Genomic DNA, 21,005 nt, shown 5'->3' with positions numbered 1-21,005 from the left:
CCGCCTGGTCCGTGACTATGAGCGACGCGCCGACACCTGCGAGAGCGTCATCCCGTGGTCGATGATGGACTACGACTTTGGTCGCCGTCAGCCGCTCCTCATGGCTGCCACCGCACCCGGTGCTCCGCGAGATGCGACAGCACCGCGTGGTTCGCCTCCCAGCCGTCCGGGAACTTCACCAGCGTCCCGAGCTGGACCGGCTCCGTGGACGGATAGTCGTCCAGGAGGTCGGTCACGCCCTCGCGGCAGACGACGATGCAGGCGTGGCGGTGCCGGGAGGCCAGCACGCAGAGGCGGCCCGTCTCCAGGTGGAACGCCGTGGCGTCGGGGCGGCCGGACAACGGGTGGAGGACGACCGTCACGTCGTACTCACGCCCCTGGAGCCGGTTCGCCGTGTCGACCGTCACGTCGCTCACGCCCAGATCCGCCAGCGCCGCGCGCACCGCCGCCGCCTGGTCGCGGTGGGCCGTGCCGACGGCGACGCGGTCCGCGGTGAGCGGGGTGGGGTCGGGGGAGCGCTCGGAGACCGCCGCTCCGCCCCGGTCCAGCAGCCGGCGGACCACCTGGGCGACCGCCCCCACCGCCTCCGGGTCGGTGCGCGGGGTGTGGCGGGCCGGCAGCTCCAGCAGGCCCCAGCCGGTCTCCGCCGCCTCGTCGATCACCCGGTCCGGGCCCGAGCCGTCCGACGGGACGGCCAGGGTCAGGGCGCGGTCGCCGTGGTCCGTGCCGCTGCGGAACGGCGTGAACGGGTAGAACGCGTCCGACACCAGCGGCGCCGCCGAGGCGGGCAGCCGCCAGGACACCGGCAGCCGGTGCTGCGGCAGATCCGGGTTGTGCGCGAGCAGCGTGGTCACCGCCGAGCCCGACGGGTCGTACGACAGGCCCGCCCACTGCTCGGCGCCCACGAGGGAGAACGGGTCGAGCTGACCCGGGTCGCCGACGAACAGCGCCCGCTCGAACAGCCCGGCCACCGCGAGCAGCGCGTCCGAGCGCATCTGGTACGCCTCGTCGACGATCGCGTGCTGCCACGGCTCCACGTTCTTCACATGCGCCCACTTCGCCGCCGTCGACAGCACCACCGGCAGCCCGGCGAGGTCCGCCGCCTTCGCCGACGTACGCACCTGGTCCAGGGCGTCCAGCGCCTTGTCGTACGGGTCGGTGTCGCTGCTGTGCAGGCGGCCCACCGGCAGGTCGGGGTTCTTCTCGGCGAGGCGCAGCACCAGGTCGTCCACCTGCGCGTTCGTCTGCGCCACCACCATCAGCGGGCGGCCCGCCTCCGCCAGCTCCAGCGCCGCGCGCACCACCAGCGTGGACTTGCCGGCGCCGGGCGGGGAGTCGACGACGACACCGCGCGCGGAGCCGTGGAGTGTGTCGTGGAGGATCGCGTCCGTGGCGCGGGCGGCCGCGGAGCCGGGGTCGAACGCCGTCTCCTCGACAGGGGCGGTCACAGCAGGTCCTCCTCGGTCACCGGGTCGGCGGGCTCCGGGGCGGGCTCCTCACCGGGCGGCCCGCCGTGGGTCCACGGGGTCTCCTCCGGGTCGGGCAGCTTGGCGCCGCCGCGCGGCTCGTGCTCGAAGAGCGTGAAGCACAGCCGGTCGCCCTTCTCCGGCACCGAACCGGGCTCCGGCTCCTTGCCCCGGCCCATCTTGTCCATGATCCGCAGGACCAGCAGACCGCCCTCGGGGCCCGTCTCGTACCCCACGAACTCCGCCGTCTGCGGCTTCCCGCCCAGCGAGCGGTACACCTTGACGCGCTCGCCCAGGTGCGGCCGGTCGTCCGTACGGACCGTGACCAGCGGGCGGGGGCTCGGCCGCTTGCTCTCGCTGTACGCCATGACCACGTCGACGACCTCCCCGGCGAACGCCTCCCCGGACAGCCGCCGGGCCGCCATCACCAGCGGGTCGTCGAGCGCCTCCTGCGCCTCCAGCCGGGCCTGCTCCCGCTCACGGGCCGCCAGCTTGTTCGCCGCCGTCACCGCGTCGTCGCGGCGCGGCTGCGGCGGCTCACCGGCCGCCACCCGGTCCCGGTGGCCCGTGAACGACCAGCGGTCGCGCGTCCAGCGCTCCTCCACGCGGGCGCCCTCCGGCAGCTCCCGCAGCAGGTCCAGGCCGCGCCACACCGCGTCCCAGGTGGGCCGCGTACGGCTCTCCACCAGGGCGCGGATCTCCCGCTCGGCGGCGGTCAGCGCGCCCAGCCGGTCGTCGGCCTCCACACCGTCCTCGGCGGCGGCGAGCGCCGTACGCGCGCGGTCGTAGCGCTCGATGGCCGGGGCGAGCAGCTTGTTGTCGAACGCCGGGTCGGTGGCCGGGCCCGCCGGCGGGCACACCAGCTGCCCGTCGGCGTCCCGCGCCAGCTCCGCCTCCTCGGCGGCCTCCGCGCCGGAGCGGCCCTCGGGCGGGTCGATCCAGGCGAGCAGCGCCCCCAAATGCTGGTCCTCCAGCGTGGATTGGCCGGTCGCCCAGTGCCGGCCCAGGACGTCCGTCATGGCGAGCAGCAGGCAGGAGCCGGGCACGCGGGCCCGCTCCCCGAAGTGCGTGAGCCACCGCCCGAGCAGCGGCACGCGGGGCGGCGCCGGGAACGGAGCCTCCGGGTCCTGCTCCGCCGTGCGCCGGAACCGCATGGACCGGCCGAGCAGCCGTACCAGGTCGACGCCGGCCCGGCTCGGCACGATCATCTGGGGCGCGTCCGCGCACAGCTCGACCTCGACCTTGACCCGCTTGCCGGTCTCCGGGTCGGTCTCCGAGCGCTCGGCCGCCTCCACGGCGTCCGCGAACCCGTCCAGGTACGGCAGGACCACGTCCGCCAGCTCGGCGAGGAACGCGAACCGCAGCTCACGGTCGCGCGGCTGCGGCACCACCAGCAGCCGCGGCGCGTCCCGGTCGCTCCCCACCAGCGCGCCGAGCGGGGCGCCCGCCTCACCCGCGGTGATGAGCGGCACGAACACCAGCGGCCGCGCGGACAGATGCCGGTGCCGGACGGTCGCGGCGGGCTGGGCGCGGCCGGTGTCGACCGCCTCGAGCCGGGCGAGGGTGGAGATCAGCGACACGGGGCCACCTCCCGCGTCCCCTCGGCGGCCTCCCGCGTCCCCTCGGCGGCCGACGCCAGCGCCTCCGCGCGCAGGGCCGCCGCGCGGCGCAGCGCCGCCACCGCCGGGTCGTCGGGGTCGCCCGCCTCGCCGCGGGCCGCCGCCAGCACGTCCCCGACGGTCGTCAGACCGCCCAGCTCCGCCCGCACCGGGCGGCCCAGGGAGGTGACGGCGCCGGCCGCGCGGGAGCGGTCACGGCAGTGGAAGGCCAGCTCGCACGCGGACAGGCACTCGGGCGCATAGGTCGCCGGGACCGACTCCACGGCCTGCTCGAGCTGCTCGGCGGGCAGCTCGGGGGAGAAGCAGACGCCCTCGGGGAGGGTGTCGGCGATCTCCTCGATGCGGGTGAGCCGGGCCAGCTGGCGCGCGGTCACGGCGCGCTGCTTGCGCACGTCCACGGCGGAGGCGGTGGGCAGGTTGGAGAAGTCCTTCGGGCACACAAGGAGGACGCGGTGACGCACCCGGGGCGGGGGGTCGAGCCGCTCGGCGACCCGCTCCAGCGCCAGCACGTACACCGCGGCCTGGCGGGCGGCCGCGCCGACCTTCGCCGGGTCGGCGGCCCCGTCCAGCATGGGGAACGACTTGATCTCGACGACCGTCCAGCTGCCGTCCGGGTGCACCACCACCGCGTCCGGCTCCAGGAACGCGGGCGAGCCCGCCACGTCCAGGGCGAGCATCGGATGGTCCAGCAGCGTCCACGCACCGGGCTCTCCTGCGGCCTCGCGCAGCGCGAGTTCCGTGCGCGCGGTGCGGCCCTCGGGGCCCTGCGCTGTGAGATCGGGCACGCGCGCCCCGGCGGGCGGCTCGGCTCCGCGGTCCAGCTTCTCGTGGGCGAGGCGCAGCAGCTCCGTGCCGCCGTCGGCCTTGACCTTCGCCTCGAAGGCGTTGCCCCGGACGAACGCGAACTGCGACTGGCCGAAGACCGAGGGTGAGCCCAGCGCGCCCGCGAGCGCCGCCTTGTCCACCCCGGCGCCGTCGAGGATCGCGCGCCGTCTGCAGCCCGGGTTGGCGGCGAGGGCGGCCAGGGCGCGCGCGTCCAGCGCCTTGGCCTGCGTCTCGGGACCGCGCAGCTCAGCGAGCCGGTGCCGGAGCCCCTTCCCCCGCTTCCGAGGGGGAGGCACCCGGTTCGGCTCCTGGTCCGTACCGCGACTCGGGATGCCGCTGCCGTGGAATTCGCTCACCCGCGGAAGTCTGGCATCCGGCACTGACAATCATGGCATCCGTGGCCGGAGAGGCCGCCGGGACGGCCGCCGCGGCGGTCCGGAAGCGGGCCTTCACGACGTCCGCGTACCGCATCACGTGCGGGGCCAGCAGCAGGCCCGCGCCCATCACGGCGGCGCCCGCGAGCGCGTCGAGGAAGTAGTGGTTGGCGGTGCCCATCACCACGATCGTGGTGACCAGCGGGTAGACGACCGCGGCCGTCCTGGTCCAGCGCCCGCGCCCGTGCTTCCAGAGGATCACCCCGCACCACAGCGCCCATCCCACGTGCAGGCTGGGCATCGCCGCGTACTGGTTGGTCATGCCGCCGAGGCCGCGCGGGGCGCTCGCCTCGCCGCCCCACCAGCCCCACGAGCTGTAGTAGGCCATCGTGTCGACGAAGCCGTGGCTCGGGTCGAGCAGCCGGGGCGGGCAGGTGGGCAGCAGGGTGAAGCCGATCAGGCCGATGAACGTCGACGTCATCAGCCAGGTCCTGGCCGCCCGGTAGTGCACCGCGCGGGAGCGGAACAGCCACACGAGGAGCGCCGGGGTCACCAGGTAGTGCAGGGAGGCGTACCAGAAGTCGGCGGGTATGCCGATCCACGGTTCGCGGGTGAACAGGCGGTTCAGCGGGTGCTCGGCGTTGAGGTACAACGCCTTCTCTATGCGCAGCAGCGCCAGGCCGTGGTCTACGGCGTCGGAGACGTCGCCGCGGACGACGAGCCGTCCGGCGGAGTAGCAGGCGTACACGAGGAGGATGAGCGGCAGCTCCGTCCACCAGCGCATCCGGGTCGCCGGGACCGCCTCGGTGCCCGGTGTCTCGGTGTGCGGCATCCGATCGCTCCCCCTTGTCCTCGTGCTGTCCTGGTCGGCGGCCAGCCACTCTACGGTGTGTGCGCGTCTTCCCGCGTACACCTCTTCGGAACCGGATAGACGCGGAGATCGCCCCCCGGGTTGCCCGCGACCAGGGTGAGCGATGATGGACGGGTCCCGCCTGTGAATTTCCCGGAAGGTTCCCCATGGCTCCGCGCATCCTGCTGGCCCGGCACGGACAGACCGCGTGGTCGTTGTCCGGCAAGCACACCGGCAGGACCGACGTGCCGTTGCTGGAGGAGGGCCGTCAGGGGGCGAAGCTGCTCGGTGAGCGTCTTCAGCGGCCGCCGTACGACGGGGCGGCGGACGTCGAGGTGCGCACCAGCCCGCTGTCCCGCGCGCGGGAGACCTGTGAACTGGCCGGCTTCGGCGACCGTGCCCGGCACTGGGACGCGCTCCTGGAGTGGGACTACGGCGCCTACGAGGGCATGACCCCGGCGGAGATCCAGGCGGTGCGTCCGGGCTGGCTCATATGGCGGGACGGGGTCCCGGAGGGCGAGACGCTCGCGGAGGTGAGGGTCCGCGCGGACGAGGTGGTCGCCTGGGCGCGCTCCGCCGACCGTGACGTGCTGATCTTCGCCCACGGCCACATCCTGCGCTCGATCGGCGCCCGCTGGCTGGGCCTGCCGCTGGACTTCGCGGCCCGCATCCGCCTCAGCCCGACCTCCCTGTCGGTCCTGGGCTGGGCGTACGGCGAGCCGGCCGTGGAGAGCTGGAACGACGTGGGGCACCTCGTCCCCTGAAGCGTGCGCCTACGCGCGCGTGACGCATGTCTCCACGCGCGCGTCAGGCGCGTGACGCGGCGGCGCCCGCTGTGAGCAACGACTCGACGCCGTGGAGGAAGGTCTCGCAGACCAGCTCCGGGTCGAAGAGGCAGCCGGCCGCCATGGCGCCGTCCCTGAGCATCACGAAGTGCCGTCCCGCCGCGTCGGCGGGCTCGATGCCCGCGCGGCCGAGCAGTTCGGTGACGGTCTCCAGGAACCACTGCCGGTGCGCCAGCACGGCCCGGTGCACCGGGTGGTCCGGGTCGGGGTACTCCGCCACCGCGTTGAGGAACGCGCAGCCGCGGAAGCCGGGGGAGCGGATGCCGTCGGCGATGGCCCGCGCGACCGCCCGTACGTCGTCCTCCGGCGCGGCGTCCGGCGCCCGCGCGCCGGTGATCTGCGCCCGCATGCCCTGGTCCGCCTGGTCGAGATAGGCGAGGACCAGCTCCTCCTTGCCCGTGAAGTGCCGGTAGAGCGTCGCCCGGGTGACCTGGGCCTCCTCGATGATCCGGTCGACGCCCACGGAGTGGATCCCCTCGGCGTAGAAGATCCTCGTCGCCGTTCCGAGCAGCCTGGTCCGCGCCTCGGACGGCCTGCCGCTTCGTGTGCCCCGACTCATGGGTGCGAGCGTACCAAAAGCGTGAGGGAGAACGTTCGGTCTTGACGAGAGGACGCCCGCGGGTCTTGAATCGAAGGAGACCGAACGTTCTCCCTCTTAGCTCAGCCCATCGAGAGGCACTCCCGTGGACACCCTCGCCGCCACCACCCCGGCCCCCGCACCCGCCGCCGCTCCCGCGGCCCTGCGCCGGCTGTACTTCGTGCGCTTCGCCTTCGCCGCCGTCTGGGCCGCCCTGCTCTTCGGCACCGCCGGCACACTCGGCCCGCTCGGCGCGACGCTCCTGGTGATCTATCCGCTGTTCGACGTCGCCTGCGCCGTCGTCGACGTACGCTCCACCGCCGCGGACGGCGGGCCCGTGCGGCACCTGTACCTGAACATCGCGCTCAGCGCCCTCACCGCCGTCGGTCTCGCCCTCGCCGCCACCTCCGGCGTCCCGGCGGTGCTGCGGGTCTGGGGCGCCTGGGCCGTCACCGCGGGTCTGGTCCAGCTCGTCGTCGGCGTCGCCCGGCGCCGTATGGGCGGGCAGTGGGCGATGATCGCGAGCGGCGGCATCTCCACCCTCGCCGGTGTGTCGTTCGCCGCGCAGGCGGGCGGCGCCGGCGCCTCCCTGAAGACGTTGGCCGGCTACGCCTTCCTCGGCGGCGTGTTCTTCCTCGTCTCCGCCCTCCGCCTGGGCCGCGCCGCCAAGGGCGCGTGACCCGGCCCGGACACCGCGGGGCCCCGCCGGCGTTCCCCCTGCGCCGGCGGGGCCCCGCGGTCCGTGTCCCGCGTGTCCCGTGAGGTCACACCATGCGCGGCAAGGAGGCGTGGCGGTCCAGGAACTGCGAGACGCCGGAGGTCCGGCGGTGCGGCAGCAGGACGCGTGAGGTGCCGGACAGCATCGAGCGGACGCGGGACGACTGGACCTCGCCCAGCAGGTCCAGGGCGCGCATGCCGGCCTGGGCGGCCTCCTCGGGACGGCCGCCGCGGGCCAGGTCGTCGGCCAGCTCCGCCGTGTACAGCGCGATGTTCCGGGTGAAGTGCGGGTCCTGGAGCTCCGCCGCCCGCCGGGCATGGCGCGCCGCGCGCGTCCAGTCGCCGAGCGTGGACCAGCACTGCGCCTCCAGGCCCTCCAGCTCGGCCTCCCCGTAGAAGGTCATCCACTCGGGGTCCGCCTCCGCGGGCCCGCGGTCGAAGTACGCCTGGGCCCGGACCAGCGCCTGCTCACAGCCCGTGCGGTCGGCCAGCCCGGCCCAGCCGCCCGCCTCGCGCAGCGCCAGCAGCGACATCAGCCGGGGCGAGCCGAGCGGCCGCGCCGCCCGCTGGGCCGCCTGGGCCGCCCGCACCGCCTCCCGGGGGCGGCCCGCGTCCCGGGCGAGGAACGCCGTGTTGCAGAACGCGTGCGCCTCCAGCCCGGCGTCGCCCGTCACCCGGGCCGTCGCCAGCGCCTCCGCGTAGTGCGAGCGCGCGTCGTCGAAACGGCCCGAGTCGTGCGCCAGCCAGCCCACCGAGATGGCCAGCTCACCGGCGCCCGCGTACAGCCGGTCCGCCGTGCGCTGCCGGGTCGCCCCCGCGTCCAGCAGCGCGTACGCGGCCCGCAGCGGGGCCGCCGCACGGCGGTAGAGCCCGTCCGCCCCGTGGCGGTCGTCGAGCACCCGGATCCGGCGCACGGCCTCCTCCAGGGCGCACGCGTCCGACGTCCCCGCACGGCGCACCGGGCGCTGTGCCGCCGAAGCCTCCGGGGCGAGCCCGTACGGGCTCAGGGCGGCGGCCACCGTGGCGCCACCGCCGGTCATGAATGCGCGACGCAGCACGTCGCTCTCCTCGTGGTCGTGCGGGTCGTACTCGTCGTACGTGTCGTACCTGTCGTGCGTCTCATACGGCTCGCACGCCCCGCTGGTCTCACTCGTGGCGTTCGCCGGGTTCTCGGGACGGGCCGCGGGCTGGTCCCCGGCGGCCCGGGTCCGGCGCCCGCGGACCGACGAGCGGGGCGCGAAGCCCAGGTCGGTCAGCGTGCGGCCGGGGAACATGTGCAGGAAGACCCGTTCGTAGGCGTAGTTGGGGCAGCGGATCTCGCCCGCCTCCACCCGGTGCACGTACCGCGCGTCACAGCTGACCCGCTCGCCGATCTCGCGGGCGGCCCGCCGGACCGCCGCGGCGAACTCGGCCGGCGAGCGCGATCCGCGCAGGTGCCGGAAGACGAGATTCGGCCGCGGCGGCCGGGCTGGCTGGGACGAGGGCACCGATGACGACGCCATGGCCGGGTCCTCTCTGCGAACCGTCGAACCATGCCGGAAACGGGGCGGCTTGTCAGGGTGCCACCCTGTTTCCGGCGGGCATGAACGTACCTGCTGTGACGAGCTGGGTACGCTGAGTTTGACCACATGACGGATATGTCGTCCGTGATCTGCCATGAAGTGCCATCCTTTGCGGCGGACTTCCGGCGTAGCCCTTGACGGCGCGGCTCGTTGAACCCTGTGGACCGGGAGCCCCCCGACTCCCGACCCCTCGTCCGAGCGTGATCCGTGTGGTGGAGGCCGGGATGATGACGACCAGCCGGAAGAACGACCCCCTTGAACCCGTCGGCCCGGACTGTGACGTGGTCACCGTCCCGGCCCGGCAGGGCCTGGAGGCGGTGGACATCCTGCGGCGCGGAGCCGGGGACGCGGTGGGTCCGGTGCTGCACGACGGCGGCTGCGACACCCTCGGCTTCCTGGTGCCGCCCGGCACCGCGGCCGCGTGGGACGTCCCCGGCAGCGTCTGTACGGAGACCGACGGCCGCGGCATCCGTCTGACGCCCGACCGGCCGGCGAAGGGATCCGACTGGCTGGTGCCGCCCGGCGAGGCCGACCTGGCCACGGACCCCGCGGTGCTGCGCGAGGCCCTGGGGCAGGCCCAGCGGATGATCGAGGCGGCGGACAGCTGCAGTTGAGCGCCCGGGCGGCCGGGGAGCGGCCGGCCGCGTGGCCCCGGCGGGGTGCGGACGCGCCGCCTGGGACAATGACCGCATGGCACGGGGCAGGAGCAGCGGACGGGGACAGGCGGCCGTCGAGGCCGTCACCGAGCAGGTCGACGGAGGGATCGCCCGGCTCGTCCCGGACCGCGACCGGCCACGCGGCTGGACGCTGCTGATCGACGACGCGCCCCAGTCGCACGTCGACCTGGACGACCCCGCCCACCTCTCCTTCGAGTACCAGCGCCGCTTCGGGCACGTCGTCGACCTCGCCGCCCCGCCCGGAAAGCCCCTGCGGGCCGTGCACCTCGGCGGCGGCGCCCTCACCCTCGCCCGGTACGTCGCCGCCACCCGCCCCCGCTCCACCCAGCAGGTCGTCGAGCGCGACGGCGCGCTGGTGCGGCTGGTCCGGCGGGAGCTGCCGCTCGATCCCCGGGCGCGGATCCGGGTGCGCACGGCGGACGCCCGCGAAGGGCTCGCCAAGGTGCCCGACGGCTGGGCCGACCTCGTCGTCGCCGACGTCTTCAGCGGCGCCCGTACCCCGGCCCACCTGAACTCCACCGAGTTCCTCGACGAGGTCCGCAGGGCCCTCGCCCCCGGCGGGATCTACACCGCCAACCTCGCCGACGGGCCGCCGCTCACGCATCTGCGCGGCCAGATCGCCACCGCCGCCGCCCGGTTCGCCGAACTCGCGCTGATCGCCGACCCGGCCGTGCTGCGCGGCAAGCGGTTCGGCAACGCGGTCCTGGTCGCCTCCGACGCGCCGCTGCCGGTCGCCGAGCTGACCCGCCGGGCCGCCTCCGACCCCCACTCCGGCCGGGTCCAGCACGGCCGGGAACTCACCGACTTCACCGGCGGCGCGGCCCCCGTGACCGACCTCGGCGCGGTCGCGTCACCGGCGCCGCCCGCCGACGCCTTCCGCTGAACCCGGCCGAACGCGCTGAGACGCGCCGAGCGCGCACCGACGCGCGCCGAACGCGCCCCCGTATGGCGTCAGTACGTGGCGATCTCCACCCGCGGCGGGCCGTCGTGCCAGGTGCAGAACACCGTCACCCGGTCCGCTCCCGAGGCGAACTCCACCCGGATCCACGTCTCCGTCTTCCACACCTGCATCGACCAGCCGGCCCCCGGCGTCGCCGACACCAGCGACGCGGACGTCTTCCCGATGTCGAACACCGCCCGGCCGCCCCGGGTGTCGTAGCTCCTGACCTCCCCGGCGGGGGTCGTCTCCGGCGCGGAGGGCGTCTTCGAGGGGGAGGCGGTGCGCGATGGCGTCGGATCGGGCGGCGCGGACCCGGTGGCCGGAGTCCCCGACGGCTCACGGGACTTCTCCGTCCGCTTCCCGTCCTCGTCCTGCGACGGCCCGGCGGAGGGGCGGTGCGTGGACGACGACACCGCCCGCGCCTTCTCCTCGCCCGCCGGGATCGGCAGGGCGCGCGGCGGGTCGTAGGCCGTGCCCTCCATCACCGTGCTGACGCCCCACCACGACAGCGTGACGGCCGCGCCCGTGGCGAGCAGCCAGGCCAGTACGTGTAGGAGTCCTCTGCGCATCGTCGGCCCATAGTGCCCCACACGCCCCACCCGTGTCGCGCCCCGGACGGCGTGGACGGACCGTCCACAGGCCTTCGGGAAGCTCGTCCTGAGTTGTCCACAGGCCCCGGCCGCCCCCGCCCGGCATGGCGTACGGTGCCGCCCATGGCAAGTGTTCTCGTGGTCGAGGACGACCAGTTCGTACGTTCGGCGCTCATCCGGCAGCTGACCGACGCCTCGCACACCGTGCGCAGCGTCGGGACCGCGCTGGAGGCGCTGCGCGAGGTCGCCCATTTCCGCTTCGACGTGGTCGTCCTGGACCTCGGACTGCCGGATCTCGACGGCTCCGAGGCCCTGAAGATGCTCCGCGGCATCACCGACGTCCCGGTCATCGTCGCCACCGCCCGCGACGACGAGACGGAGATCGTGCGGCTGCTGAACGCCGGCGCGGACGACTATCTGACCAAGCCGTTCTCGGTGGAGCACCTCTCCGCCAGGATGGCGGCCGTGCTGCGCCGCGCCCGCTCCGGCGGCGGCGAGGCCGCGCCCTCCCCGGTGATCCGGGTCGGCGGCCTCACCGTCGACCCGCTGCGCCGCCAGGCCGAACTGGACGGCGCCCGACTCGACCTCACCAGACGCGAGTTCGACCTGCTCGCCTTCCTCGCCGGGCGGCCCGGCGTGGTCGTGCCCCGGCGGGAGCTGCTCGCCGAGGTGTGGCAGCAGTCCTACGGCGACGACCAGACCATCGACGTCCATCTGTCCTGGCTGCGCCGGAAGCTGGGGGAGACCGCCGCCCGCCCGCGCTACCTGCACACCCTGCGCGGCGTCGGCGTAAAGCTGGAGCCGCCGGCCGACGCGGCCGGACCCGTGCACGCGCCCGGGGCGGAGCCGCCGCGATGAGATGGGCCCTGGTGAAGGTGTCGCTGGCGGTGACCGCGATGGTCGTGGTGGCCTTCGCCGTCCCGCTCGGCCTGGTCATCCGCGAGATGGCCCGTGACCGCGCCTTCGCCGGCGCGGAGCGGGAGGCCGCGGCCGTCGCCCCCGCGCTGTCCATCACCACCGACCGCGCCCAGCTGGAGCGGGTCGTCGCCTCGGCCGGCTCCGGCACCGACATGGCGGTGCACCTCCCGGCCGCCGCCGGCGAGCAGCCCCTGGACATAGGGGAGCGGCGGGCCTCCGACCAGGACGTCGCCGCCGTGCGGGAGCTGGGCCGTGCCTCCACCTCCACCGTGCCCGGCGGCTCGGCCCTGCTCCAGCCGGTCGCGCTCAGCTCCGGCGAGATCGCCGTCGTCGAGGTGTTCGTCCCGGAGTCCGCGGTCACCAACGGCGTCGGCACGGCCTGGGCGGTCCTCGCGGCCGTCGGCGCCGCTCTGATCGTCGGCTCCGTCGCGGTCGCCGACCGGCTGGGCGTGCGCATGGTGCGCCCCGCCCAGCGGCTGGTCGAGGGGGCGCACGAACTGGGCGAGGGCAAGCTCGGCGCCCGCGTGCCCGAGGAGGGGCCGACCGAACTGCGGCTGGCCGCCGTGGCGTTCAACTCCATGGCCGACCAGGTCGTCCAGCTCCTCGCCAACGAGCGGGAGCTGGCCGCCGACCTGTCCCACCGGCTGCGCACCCCGCTCACCGTGCTGCGGCTCAACGCCGCCTCCCTGGGCGACGGTCCGGCCGCCGAGCAGACCCGGGCCGCCGTCGAGCAGCTGGAGCGCGAGGTCGACACCATCATCCGCACCGCCCGCGACGCCAAGCCGCAGACGGCCGCAGCCGGTCCCGGCGCGGGCTGCGACGCGGCCGAGGTGGTGCGCGAGCGGATGGCGTTCTGGTCGGCGCTCGCCGAGGACGAGGGCCGCAAGTGGCGGGTGGCCGGGGCGGACCGGCCGGTGCGCATCCCGGTGGCCCGCGCCGACCTGGCCGCCGCCCTCGACGCCCTGCTCGGCAACGTCTTCCGGCACACCTCCGAAGGCACCGCCTTCGCCGTCGACGTGCACAACGGCGAGGACGCGGTGATCGTGCTCGTCTCCGACGCGGGCCCCGGCATAGCCGACCCCGAGACGGCGATGGCCCGCGGCCGGGGCTCCGGCACGGACGGCTCCACCGGACTCGGCCTGGACATCGTGCGCCGCCTCGCCGAGTCCACGGGCGGCGACGTGCGCATCGGCCGGTCGGTGCTCGGCGGGACCGAGGTGCGCATCTGGATCCAGCTCGACGGCCGCGACCGGCCGCCGCGGCGGCGCGGGCACCGGGGGAGCGTCCGCCGGCGCCGGACGGGCCGCGGCGCCCTGTCCTTTAACCGCTCCCGATCCCTTCCTTAAGCGGACCCTAAGGTTCCCTGCCGCCGTCCGGATCAGGCGAGTTGTCCGGTTCCGGATCACTAGCGTGCTGCCGCGACCTCCCCCACGAACGCGACGAAGGCAGGCATGCGATGAGCACGCACCGGCGCAGGATCAGCGGCAGGAACAAGGCGATGGGCGCGGTGGCGGCCGCGGCCGTCGCCGCCGGCGGAGCGTTCCTGTTCACGAACACCGCACTGGCCACGGGCGAGCCCGCCACCGAGACGGCCGCCGGCCCCACGGAGACCACCGGCGCGGGCTTCGCCCCCTATGTCGACACCTCCCTCAGCCCGGCGTTCGACCTGCTGGCGAGTGCCGAGGCGACCGGCGTGAAGGAGTACACCCTCGCGTTCGTCACCGACGGCGGCGGCTGCACCCCCAAGTGGGGCGGCACCGGCGGCCTCGACGACAACCCGGTGGCCGCGCGGATCGGCGCGCTGCGCGAGGCGGGAGGCGACGTCCGCGTCTCCTTCGGCGGCGCGGCCGGCTCCGAACTCGGCACCACCTGCGGCTCGGTGGAGGCGCTCACCGCCGCCTACACCGAGGTCGTCGACACCTACCGGCTCACGAAGGTGGACTTCGACGTCGAGGGCGGCGCGCTGCCGAACGCGGAGGCCAACACCCGCCGGGCGCAGGCGATCGCCGCCCTGCAGAAGTCCCACCCGGACCTGGACGTCTCCTTCACCCTCCCGGTGATGCCGGAAGGGCTCACCCAGGACGGCGTGAACCTCCTCGCCGACGCCAAGGAGAACGGCGTGCGCATCGACGCCGTCAACATCATGGCGATGGACTACGGCCCGGCGTACAGCGGCGACATGGGCACCTACGCGGAGCAGGCCGCCACCGCCACCCAGGCCCAGCTCAAGGACGTCCTCGGGCTCGGCGAGGCCGAGGCGTGGAGGACGGTCGCGGTCACCCCGATGATCGGCGTCAACGACGTCGTCACCGAGATCTTCACGGTCGAGGACGCCACCCAGCTGGTGGAGTTCGCCAAGGCCAAGGGACTGGGGCGGCTGTCGATGTGGTCCGGCACCCGCGACCGGCAGTGCCCCGAGGGCGAGAAGCCGGCCGCCGACGCCACCTGCAGCTCGATCCTCCAGGACACGTTCGCCTTCTCCAAGGCGTTCGCGGCCTACAGCTGAGCCGCCGGGCGGACGAACCGAGCCACCTGAGGAAACGGGGAACGCGTGCCCCGGCCGGACCCTACCCCCCACCCGGCCGGGGCACCCGTGCGTCCGGCGGCAGGCCCCCGGCCTGCGTGGCAGGGCCCGGACGCACACGAGCGGGGCGCGGCACTCCCCCGGGGCGCCGCGCCCCGCCCCCCCCGCACCCGCGCCCCGTTCCTCCCGGAGCCCGAGGGCCGTCAGATGCCCTCGGGCTCCGGAAGCGCACCCGCCTTCGCCGCACGCGCGTACCACAGCGCGCTCGACTTCGGCGTCCGCTTCTGGCTGACGTAGTCGACGTACACGGCGCCGAAGCGCTTCTCGTAGCCGTACGCCCACTCGAAGTTGTCCAGCAGCGACCACAGGAAGTAGCCGCGCACGTCGGCGCCGTCGGCGATGGCCCGGCGCACCGCGGAGAGGTGGCCGTACAGGTAGGCCACGCGCTCCGGGTCGTGGACCTTGCCGTCGGCGTCCGGCTTGTCGTCGTAGGCGGCGCCGTTCTCCGTGATGTAGAGGGGCAGGCCGGGAGCCTCGCGGTGGTAGCGCATGATCAGCTCGTGCAGCCCGGTCGGGTCGACCGACCAGCCCATCTCCGTCAGGTCGCCCGGCGACTGGTGGAAGGCCACGTCGTCGGCGGCGGGCCACGGCGAGTGCTCGCTCGCCCCGTGACCGTCGGCGCGCGGGCCCTTGTCGTCGGGGTCGGCGGCCGACACCAGGGTCGGCGTGTAGTAGTTGAGGCCCAGCGCGTCGATCGGCTGGTGGATCGTGTCCAGGTCGCCGTCCTGGATGCACGACCAGTCGGTCACCGAGGAGGTCGCCTCCAGCAGCGTCTCCGGGTAGGCGCCGTGCAGGACGGGGCCGTGGAAGACGCCGCCCGACAGGTCGTCGATCTTGCGGGCCGCCGCACGGTCCGCCGGGTCGTCCGGGTTCAGCGGGCGCACCACGGAGGTGTTGAGGCTGAGGGAGATCTGGTTGCGGGCCGGCATCACCGAGCGCAGCGCCTTGGTGCCCAGGCCGTGCGCCAGGTTGAGGTGGTGGGCGGCCTTCAGCGCGGCGGCCGGGTCGGTGCGGCCGGGGGCGTGGACGCCGGAGGCGTAGCCCAGGAAGGCGCTGCACCAGGGCTCGTTGAGCGTCATCCACGTCTCGACGCGGTCGCCGAGCGCCTCGCCCACGATCCGCGCGTACTCGGCGAAGCGGTAGGCGGTGTCGCGCTCCGGCCAGCCGCCCGCGTCCTCCAGCTCCTGCGGCAGGTCCCAGTGGTAGAGGGTGACGGCCGGCTTGATGCCCTTCTCCAGCAGCTCGTCGACCAGCCGGCGGTAGAAGTCCAGACCGCGCTGCACGGCCGGGCCGCGGCCGGTGGGCTGCACCCGGGACCAGGACACGGAGAAGCGGTAGGCCTGGAGGTTGAGGTCGGCCATCAGCGCCACGTCGTCGCGGTAGCGGTGGTAGTGGTCGACAGCGATGTCACCGGTGTCGCCGCCGGCCGTCTTTCCCGGCGTGTGGCTGAAGGTGTCCCAGATGGAAGGGGTACGTCCGTCCTCCCGCACCGCCCCCTCGATCTGGTACGCGGAGGTCGCGGCGCCCCAGAGGAAGGCCGGAGGAAAGGTCACCGGGGTCGCCGGCGTGGCGGAGTCAGACATGGAAGCGCTCCCATAGAGGTCGCATAGGGGTCGTGGAAGACCGACGGATACGTGAGAGGAAGGAAGGGGGCCGAGGCGGCGGCGACCCGGCCCCACCGGAATCGGGTGCGGGCGTCAGCCCTTGACCGCGCCCTGCATGATGCCGCCCACGATCTGCTTGCCGAAGATCGCGAAGACCAGCAGCAGGGGCAGCGTGCCGAGCAGCGCACCCGCCATGATCAGGGACTGGTCGGGGGTGTACCCGCGGCCGAGACCCGCGACCGCGACCTGCACGGTCGGGTTGCCGGTCTGCGTCAGCACCAGGAACGGCCACAGGAAGTCGTTCCACGCCTGCACGAACATCAGCATGCCGAGCACGGCCATGGCCGGCCGCGCGGCGGGGAACACCACGTGCCACACCACGCGCCAGCTGCTCGCGCCGTCCACCCGCGCGGCCTCGATGACCTCGTCGGGCAGCGCCTGGAGCAGGTACTGCCGCATGAAGAACACGCCGAACGCGCTCACCAGCGACGGGAAGATGACCGCCTGGAGCTGGTCGGTCCAGTCGAGCTTGGCGACCATCATGTACAGCGGGATGATGCTGAGCTGCGGCGGGACCATCATCGTGCCGATCACCAGCAGCATCAGGGCGTTACGGCCCTTGAACCGCAGCTTGGCGAAGGCGAACCCGGCGATCGTCGACAGCACCACGATGGTCACCGCGGAGATGCCCGCCACGATGGTGGTGTTGAGGAAGGCCTCGCCGAGGTTGGCGTCCTTCCAGGCGATCTCCAGGTTCTTGAACAGGTTCGAGCCGAACCAGAGCGGCGGGGGGTTCTCCGCCAAGCGCTGGTTGTCACGGGACGCGGCGATCGCGGTCCACACCAGCGGGAACAGCGACACGAGCGTGAACACGGTGAGGATCACGTACGCGAGCGGTCCGCCGTGCAGGGTGCCGCCCGCCCGCGCCGACTTCGGCAGGCGCGAGCGCTTCTGGTCCTTGACGATCGGTGTCTCGGGGGGCGTCGCAGTCGTCGTCACGGCCACACTCCTTAACTGCTGGCGCGCAGCCGGCGCGAGATGAGCTGGTTGATGAGGCCGATGACGATCAGGATCGCGAACATGGTCCAGGCGATCGCCGAGGCACGGCCCAGGTGCTGGTTGACCCAGCCCTGTTCGTACAGGTACAGGCCGAGCGTCTGGAACTGGTGCTCCGCGCCGCCCGACGCGCCCTTGTTGGGGTCGAACAGCAGCGGCTCGCCGAAGACCTGGCTGGCGCCGATCGTCGAGACGACCACGGTGAACAGGATCGTCGGACGCAGCGAGGGCAGCGTCACGTGCAGGAACTGCCGCCAGCGGCTGGCGCCGTCCAGCGCCGCCGACTCGTACAGGTCCTGCGGGATCGCCTGCATCGCGGCCAGGTAGATCAGCGCGTTGTAGCCGGTCCAGCGCCAGATGATGATCGTCGAGACGGCGATCTGGCCGGGCCACTTGTCGTCCTGCCAGCCGACCGGGTCGATCCCCACCGCGCCGAGCGCCCAGTTGATCATGCCGTAGTCACGGCCGAAGAGCAGCACGAAGACCAGGGTCGCGGCGGCGATCGAGGTGGCGTACGGGGCGAGCATCGCGACCCGCCAGAACGTGGACGCCCTCAGCTTGTAGTTGAGGATGTGGGCGATGCCCATGGCGATCATCAGCTGCGGAACGGTGGAGATGATGCCGATGGTCAGGGTGTTCTGCGCCGCGTTCCAGAAGAAGTCGTCGTCGAAGATCCGGGTGTAGTTCTTCAGTCCGACCCAGTTCATGTCGGTCGGCGCGGTCAGCTCGACCTGGTGCAGCGAGGCCCAGCCGGTGTAGATCAGCGGGAACAGCCCGAAGGCCGCGAACAGCAGGAAGAACGGCGAGACGAACGCGTACGGGCTCCAGCGGGCGTCGCGCTGCCAGCGGCGCGACAGCTTGGACCGGCGCCGGTCGTCCTTGTCCGCGGAGCGGCTGCCGGGCCTACGGCCCGGGGCCGCGCCCCCCTTGACGGGGGACGCGGCGATGTCGGAGCGGGTGGCCATGCGGGTCACTGGTCCAGGTTGTTGTCGATGGTCTTGGTGGCCGTCTCCCACGCTTCCGCGGCCGACTTGCCCTTGGTGACGAGGATGACGCCGTTGTCGGTCAGACCCTGCTGGATGATCTGGTCCTTCGGGCCGATCACCTGGACCGGGATCTGCTTGGCGGCCTCGGAGAAGATCTCACCGATCGGCGCGTCACCGGTCATCTCGTTGGTGGCGCCGGTCACCTCCGGGCTGGTGTACGCGGCCGGGGCGCTCGGGAAGGAGCCCTGGACCTTGAACAGCTTGGCCTGCTGCTCGGGCGCGGTCAGCCAGGCGACCAGCTTCTGCGCCTCTTCGACGTTCTTGCCGCTCTTCGGCACGCCCAGGAAGGAGCCGCCCCAGTTGCCGGACTTCGGGGCCACGGCGACGTCCCACTTGCCGGCCGCCTCCGGCTTCGACTTGCCCTTGATGTAGCCGAGCATCCACGGCGGGCAGGCGACGGTGGCGAACTTGCTGTTGGCGATGGTGGTGTCCCAGGCCGGCTGGAACTGCGTCTGCGACTGGACCAGGCCCTTCTCTGCCGCGTCGGCGGTCAGGTCGAAGGCGGCCTTCACGGCGGGGTTGGTCTTGTAGATGACCTTGCCGGAGGCGTCGTAGAACTTCTCCTTCTCGCTGCTGAGCACGGCGTTCAGCAGGCCGCCGGGGGAGTCCATGAAGAAGGTGTCCTCGCCGGCCTTCTTCTTGTACTTCTCACCGGTGGCGATGAACTTGTTCCAGTCGCCGGCCCACAGCTTGCCGACCTGCTCGCGGTCGCTGGGCAGACCGGCCTTCTCGAAGAGGTCCTTGCGGTAGCAGATGGCCATCGGGCCGACGTCCGTGCCGAGCGCGATGGTCTCGCCGCCCTTGGCGGTGGCCTGCTCCCACTTCCAGGGCAGCCAGCCGTCCTTCTTCACACCCTCGACCTTGGACATGTCCGTGAACTTGTCCGCCTGGGTGCCCACGACCTCGGCGATGTTGGCGACCTCGATGGCCTGGACGTCCATCAGCCCGCTGTTGGTGGTCAGGTGGTTGACGAGAGCGGGGTAGTAGTTCTCGTTCCGCTCGACCACGTTCTCTTCGATCTTGATGTCCGGGTTGAGCTTCTCGTACTCGGCGTAGAGGCCGGCCTCCTTGAAGCCCATGGTGCCGAACAGACCCATGGTGATCGTGGTCTTGCCCTCGCCGGACGAAGAACCACCGGAGCTGTCGTCTCCGCCGTCGTCGGCGCAGCCGGCCAGCAGCCCGGTGCCCAGCGACACGACGGCCGCGACGGCAAGCGCCTTGCGGGTGAAGGGCTTCCCCCCGCCCGAACGCTGCCTGGTGAGGGGCAGGGTACGTGCTCGCATTGCGTCCTCCTGTTGCCCTGACGTGCCGACCCCCCGGCCAACGGCGTTGTTGACCCGTATTCTGCGCGTTGCGGCTCGGGCGGGGAACGTGCGGGTTGTGTATGTGTCAGGTACCGTGGGAGCGCTCCCACAAGTGATGTGTTGAAGAGTCGCGGGTCCGGGCGGGGGTGTCAAGGGAACAGACGCGGCAAAGTGCGTTCAGTTATCTGCCCGTTAACTTGACCCGGGGTGCCGCCCCTTCGGAAGGCCGGGGTCCGCACGGACGCCCTCGCGGGTGGTCACCGTCGCTGCCGGGGCTGTTACATTCCAGGCCAGGGTGACACACAAAGGAAGGCGGGGGCGGATGGCAAGCCACGGAGTGCGGGGCCGGAGCGGTGGCCGCCCCACCCTCGAAGAGGTGGCAGCGCGCGCCGGAGTGGGCCGCGGCACCGTGTCGCGCGTGATCAACGGCTCCCCGCGGGTGAGCGAGGCCACACGCGCCGCCGTCGAGGCGGCCGTCGCCGAGCTGGGCTACGTCCCCAACACCGCGGCCCGCGCCCTCGCGGCCAACCGCACCGACGCGATCGCGCTCGTGGTGCCCGAGCCGGAGACCCGGTTCTTCACCGAGCCCTACTTCTCCGACATGCTTCGCGGCGTCGGCGCCGCGCTGTCCGACACCGAGATGCAGCTCCTGCTGATCTTCGCGGGCAGCGACCGGGAGCGGCAGCGGCTCGCCGAGTACCTGGCCGCGCACCGGGTGGACGGCGTGCTGCTGGTCTCGGTGCACGCCGACGATCCGCTGCCGGACATGCTGTCCCAGCTGGAGATCCCCGCCGTGATCAGCGGCCCCCGCTCCGCGGACGAGACGCTCACCTCGGTGGACTCCGACAACTACGGCGGCGCCCGGCAGGCCGTCGAGCACCTCATCGGCCGGGGCCGGCGCACCGTCGCGCACATCACCGGCCGGCTGGACGTCTACGGCGCCCAGCGCCGCGTGGACGGCTACCGGGACGCGCTGCGCGACGCGGGCCACGAGGCGGACGAGCTGCTGATCGAGCGGGGCGACTTCTCCGAGGAAGGCGGCCGCCGGGCGATGGAGGCCCTGCTGGAGCGCCGCCCCGACCTGGACGCGGTCTTCGCCGCCTCCGACGTCACGGCGGCCGGCGCCCGCCAGGCGCTGCGCGAGGCGGGCCGCCGCATCCCGGACGACGTGGCGCTGGTCGGGTACGACGACTCCGCGATCGCCCGCCACATGGACCCGCCGCTGACCAGCGTGCGCCAGCCGATCGAGGAGATGGGCCGGGCCATGACCAACCTGCTGCTCGCCGAGGTCGCCGACCGCCGCCCGTCCGCGACGCGGGAGCTGGAGCGGCGTCAGATGGTGCTGGCGACGGAACTGGTGGCGCGCGCGTCGTCCTGAGCGCGCGGGCCGGGGGACGCGGGCGGCGGCGTCCGCGTCCGGCCGGGGCCCGCAATGCCGGAAGCCGGTGACC

The 21,005-nt window shown here is 73.5% G+C and carries 19 protein-coding genes; 8 read left to right on the top strand and 11 right to left on the bottom strand.

Annotated features, from left to right (window positions below):
* Nucleotides 1-98: 98 nt before the first annotated feature.
* From ACP7TJ_RS11650 to ACP7TJ_RS11635, 4 genes are read right to left on the bottom strand one after another with little or no spacing between them, the layout of a single operon-like run.
* Nucleotides 99-1,448, bottom strand: a complete 1,350-nt coding sequence (locus ACP7TJ_RS11650) for an AAA domain-containing protein (protein ID WP_427763052.1) — start codon at nucleotides 1,446-1,448, stop codon at nucleotides 99-101.
* Nucleotides 1,445-3,046, bottom strand: a complete 1,602-nt coding sequence (locus ACP7TJ_RS11645) for a hypothetical protein (protein ID WP_427763050.1) — start codon at nucleotides 3,044-3,046, stop codon at nucleotides 1,445-1,447. The genes ACP7TJ_RS11650 and ACP7TJ_RS11645 overlap by 4 nt, the downstream gene beginning before the upstream one ends.
* Nucleotides 3,037-4,206, bottom strand: coding sequence for a hypothetical protein (locus ACP7TJ_RS11640; RefSeq protein WP_193458912.1), 1,170 nt, complete (start codon nucleotides 4,204-4,206; stop codon nucleotides 3,037-3,039). The genes ACP7TJ_RS11645 and ACP7TJ_RS11640 overlap by 10 nt, the downstream gene beginning before the upstream one ends.
* On the bottom strand, nucleotides 4,157-5,116 hold the full coding sequence (locus tag ACP7TJ_RS11635; RefSeq protein WP_193458911.1) for a phosphatase PAP2 family protein: 960 nt from the start codon (nucleotides 5,114-5,116) through the stop codon (nucleotides 4,157-4,159). Before ACP7TJ_RS11635 ends, ACP7TJ_RS11640 begins: the two co-directional genes overlap by 50 nt.
* A gap of 185 nt (nucleotides 5,117-5,301) precedes the next feature.
* Here ACP7TJ_RS11635 and ACP7TJ_RS11630 point away from each other — a divergent pair, with 185 nt between their 5' ends.
* Entirely contained in the window at nucleotides 5,302-5,898 is a 597-nt protein-coding gene (locus tag ACP7TJ_RS11630) for a histidine phosphatase family protein (RefSeq protein ID WP_427763048.1), read from the top strand.
* A gap of 43 nt (nucleotides 5,899-5,941) precedes the next feature.
* On the opposite strand, the gene ACP7TJ_RS11625 is transcribed toward ACP7TJ_RS11630, so the two are convergent.
* Entirely contained in the window at nucleotides 5,942-6,538 is a 597-nt protein-coding gene (locus tag ACP7TJ_RS11625; protein WP_266546339.1) for a TetR/AcrR family transcriptional regulator, read from the bottom strand.
* Between the two features lie 124 nt (nucleotides 6,539-6,662).
* Between ACP7TJ_RS11625 and ACP7TJ_RS11620 the strand changes: the two genes are divergently transcribed.
* Nucleotides 6,663-7,235: a hypothetical protein gene (locus tag ACP7TJ_RS11620; protein WP_266546336.1), complete on the top strand. Its 573-nt coding sequence runs from the start codon at nucleotides 6,663-6,665 to the stop codon at nucleotides 7,233-7,235.
* Nucleotides 7,236-7,320: 85 nt separating this feature from the next.
* Here ACP7TJ_RS11620 and ACP7TJ_RS11615 read toward each other — a convergent pair whose 3' ends face one another.
* Nucleotides 7,321-8,775 (bottom strand): hypothetical protein, encoded by a 1,455-nt coding sequence (locus ACP7TJ_RS11615; RefSeq protein WP_167741854.1) that lies wholly within the window; start codon nucleotides 8,773-8,775, stop codon nucleotides 7,321-7,323.
* Nucleotides 8,776-9,059: 284 nt separating this feature from the next.
* Between ACP7TJ_RS11615 and ACP7TJ_RS11610 the strand changes: the two genes are divergently transcribed.
* A complete protein-coding gene (locus ACP7TJ_RS11610; RefSeq protein ID WP_093767292.1) occupies nucleotides 9,060-9,449 on the top strand; it encodes a hypothetical protein in 390 nt (129 codons plus the stop codon).
* A 76-nt stretch (nucleotides 9,450-9,525) separates the two neighbouring features.
* A complete protein-coding gene (locus ACP7TJ_RS11605) occupies nucleotides 9,526-10,395 on the top strand; it encodes a spermidine synthase (RefSeq protein WP_427763046.1) in 870 nt (289 codons plus the stop codon).
* A 68-nt stretch (nucleotides 10,396-10,463) separates the two neighbouring features.
* Here ACP7TJ_RS11605 and ACP7TJ_RS11600 read toward each other — a convergent pair whose 3' ends face one another.
* On the bottom strand, nucleotides 10,464-11,021 hold the full coding sequence (locus ACP7TJ_RS11600; protein WP_189909891.1) for a hypothetical protein: 558 nt from the start codon (nucleotides 11,019-11,021) through the stop codon (nucleotides 10,464-10,466).
* A 144-nt stretch (nucleotides 11,022-11,165) separates the two neighbouring features.
* Between ACP7TJ_RS11600 and ACP7TJ_RS11595 the strand changes: the two genes are divergently transcribed.
* The 3 genes from ACP7TJ_RS11595 to ACP7TJ_RS11585 are packed head-to-tail and all read left to right on the top strand — an operon-like array spanning nucleotide 11,166 to nucleotide 14,466.
* Complete coding sequence (locus ACP7TJ_RS11595; protein ID WP_189909890.1) at nucleotides 11,166-11,900, top strand: response regulator transcription factor; 735 nt, start codon at nucleotides 11,166-11,168, stop codon at nucleotides 11,898-11,900.
* A complete protein-coding gene (locus tag ACP7TJ_RS11590; RefSeq protein WP_266546324.1) occupies nucleotides 11,897-13,306 on the top strand; it encodes a sensor histidine kinase in 1,410 nt (469 codons plus the stop codon). Before ACP7TJ_RS11595 ends, ACP7TJ_RS11590 begins: the two co-directional genes overlap by 4 nt.
* 41 nt (nucleotides 13,307-13,347) lie before the next feature.
* A complete protein-coding gene (locus ACP7TJ_RS11585; protein ID WP_427763044.1) occupies nucleotides 13,348-14,466 on the top strand; it encodes a chitinase in 1,119 nt (372 codons plus the stop codon).
* A gap of 221 nt (nucleotides 14,467-14,687) precedes the next feature.
* On the opposite strand, the gene ACP7TJ_RS11580 is transcribed toward ACP7TJ_RS11585, so the two are convergent.
* From ACP7TJ_RS11580 to ACP7TJ_RS11565, 4 genes are all read right to left on the bottom strand, one after another.
* Complete coding sequence (locus ACP7TJ_RS11580) at nucleotides 14,688-16,127, bottom strand: GH1 family beta-glucosidase (protein ID WP_093767201.1); 1,440 nt, start codon at nucleotides 16,125-16,127, stop codon at nucleotides 14,688-14,690.
* A 114-nt stretch (nucleotides 16,128-16,241) separates the two neighbouring features.
* The gene (locus ACP7TJ_RS11575) at nucleotides 16,242-17,147 is read right to left on the bottom strand and encodes a carbohydrate ABC transporter permease (RefSeq protein ID WP_093767202.1); all 906 of its coding nucleotides are present in this window, start codon (nucleotides 17,145-17,147) and stop codon (nucleotides 16,242-16,244) included.
* 11 nt (nucleotides 17,148-17,158) lie between these two features.
* Nucleotides 17,159-18,169, bottom strand: a complete 1,011-nt coding sequence (locus ACP7TJ_RS11570) for a carbohydrate ABC transporter permease (RefSeq protein WP_427767331.1) — start codon at nucleotides 18,167-18,169, stop codon at nucleotides 17,159-17,161.
* Nucleotides 18,170-18,174: 5 nt separating this feature from the next.
* Entirely contained in the window at nucleotides 18,175-19,533 is a 1,359-nt protein-coding gene (locus ACP7TJ_RS11565) for an extracellular solute-binding protein (protein ID WP_093767204.1), read from the bottom strand.
* A gap of 343 nt (nucleotides 19,534-19,876) precedes the next feature.
* Between ACP7TJ_RS11565 and ACP7TJ_RS11560 the strand changes: the two genes are divergently transcribed.
* A complete protein-coding gene (locus ACP7TJ_RS11560) occupies nucleotides 19,877-20,932 on the top strand; it encodes a LacI family DNA-binding transcriptional regulator (protein ID WP_387619002.1) in 1,056 nt (351 codons plus the stop codon).
* Nucleotides 20,933-21,005 lie beyond the last annotated feature (73 nt).

The sequence above is a fragment of the Streptomyces sp. DSM 41931 genome (assembly GCF_050271085.1).
GTDB classification, from domain to species: Bacteria; Actinomycetota; Actinomycetes; order Streptomycetales; family Streptomycetaceae; genus Streptomyces; species Streptomyces albogriseolus.
This window is presented reverse-complemented; position numbering and strand designations above follow the sequence as displayed.

Bases quoted from the DNA above. Each gene is read 5' to 3' on its own strand.
- ACP7TJ_RS11635 (WP_193458911.1), bottom strand. From the start codon at position 5,116: ATGCCGCACACCGAGACACCGGGCACCGAGGCGGTCCCGGCGACCCGG.
- ACP7TJ_RS11630 (WP_427763048.1), top strand. From the start codon at position 5,302: ATGGCTCCGCGCATCCTGCTGGCCCGGCACGGACAGACCGCGTGGTCG.
- ACP7TJ_RS11625 (WP_266546339.1), bottom strand. From the start codon at position 6,538: ATGAGTCGGGGCACACGAAGCGGCAGGCCGTCCGAGGCGCGGACCAGG.
- ACP7TJ_RS11615 (WP_167741854.1), bottom strand. From the start codon at position 8,775: ATGGCGTCGTCATCGGTGCCCTCGTCCCAGCCAGCCCGGCCGCCGCGG.
- ACP7TJ_RS11610 (WP_093767292.1), top strand. From the start codon at position 9,060: ATGATGACGACCAGCCGGAAGAACGACCCCCTTGAACCCGTCGGCCCG.
- ACP7TJ_RS11605 (WP_427763046.1), top strand. From the start codon at position 9,526: ATGGCACGGGGCAGGAGCAGCGGACGGGGACAGGCGGCCGTCGAGGCC.
- ACP7TJ_RS11600 (WP_189909891.1), bottom strand. From the start codon at position 11,021: ATGCGCAGAGGACTCCTACACGTACTGGCCTGGCTGCTCGCCACGGGC.
- ACP7TJ_RS11595 (WP_189909890.1), top strand. From the start codon at position 11,166: ATGGCAAGTGTTCTCGTGGTCGAGGACGACCAGTTCGTACGTTCGGCG.
- ACP7TJ_RS11590 (WP_266546324.1), top strand. From the start codon at position 11,897: ATGAGATGGGCCCTGGTGAAGGTGTCGCTGGCGGTGACCGCGATGGTC.
- ACP7TJ_RS11580 (WP_093767201.1), bottom strand. From the start codon at position 16,127: ATGTCTGACTCCGCCACGCCGGCGACCCCGGTGACCTTTCCTCCGGCC.
- ACP7TJ_RS11570 (WP_427767331.1), bottom strand. From the start codon at position 18,169: ATGGCCACCCGCTCCGACATCGCCGCGTCCCCCGTCAAGGGGGGCGCG.
- ACP7TJ_RS11565 (WP_093767204.1), bottom strand. From the start codon at position 19,533: ATGCGAGCACGTACCCTGCCCCTCACCAGGCAGCGTTCGGGCGGGGGG.
- ACP7TJ_RS11560 (WP_387619002.1), top strand. From the start codon at position 19,877: ATGGCAAGCCACGGAGTGCGGGGCCGGAGCGGTGGCCGCCCCACCCTC.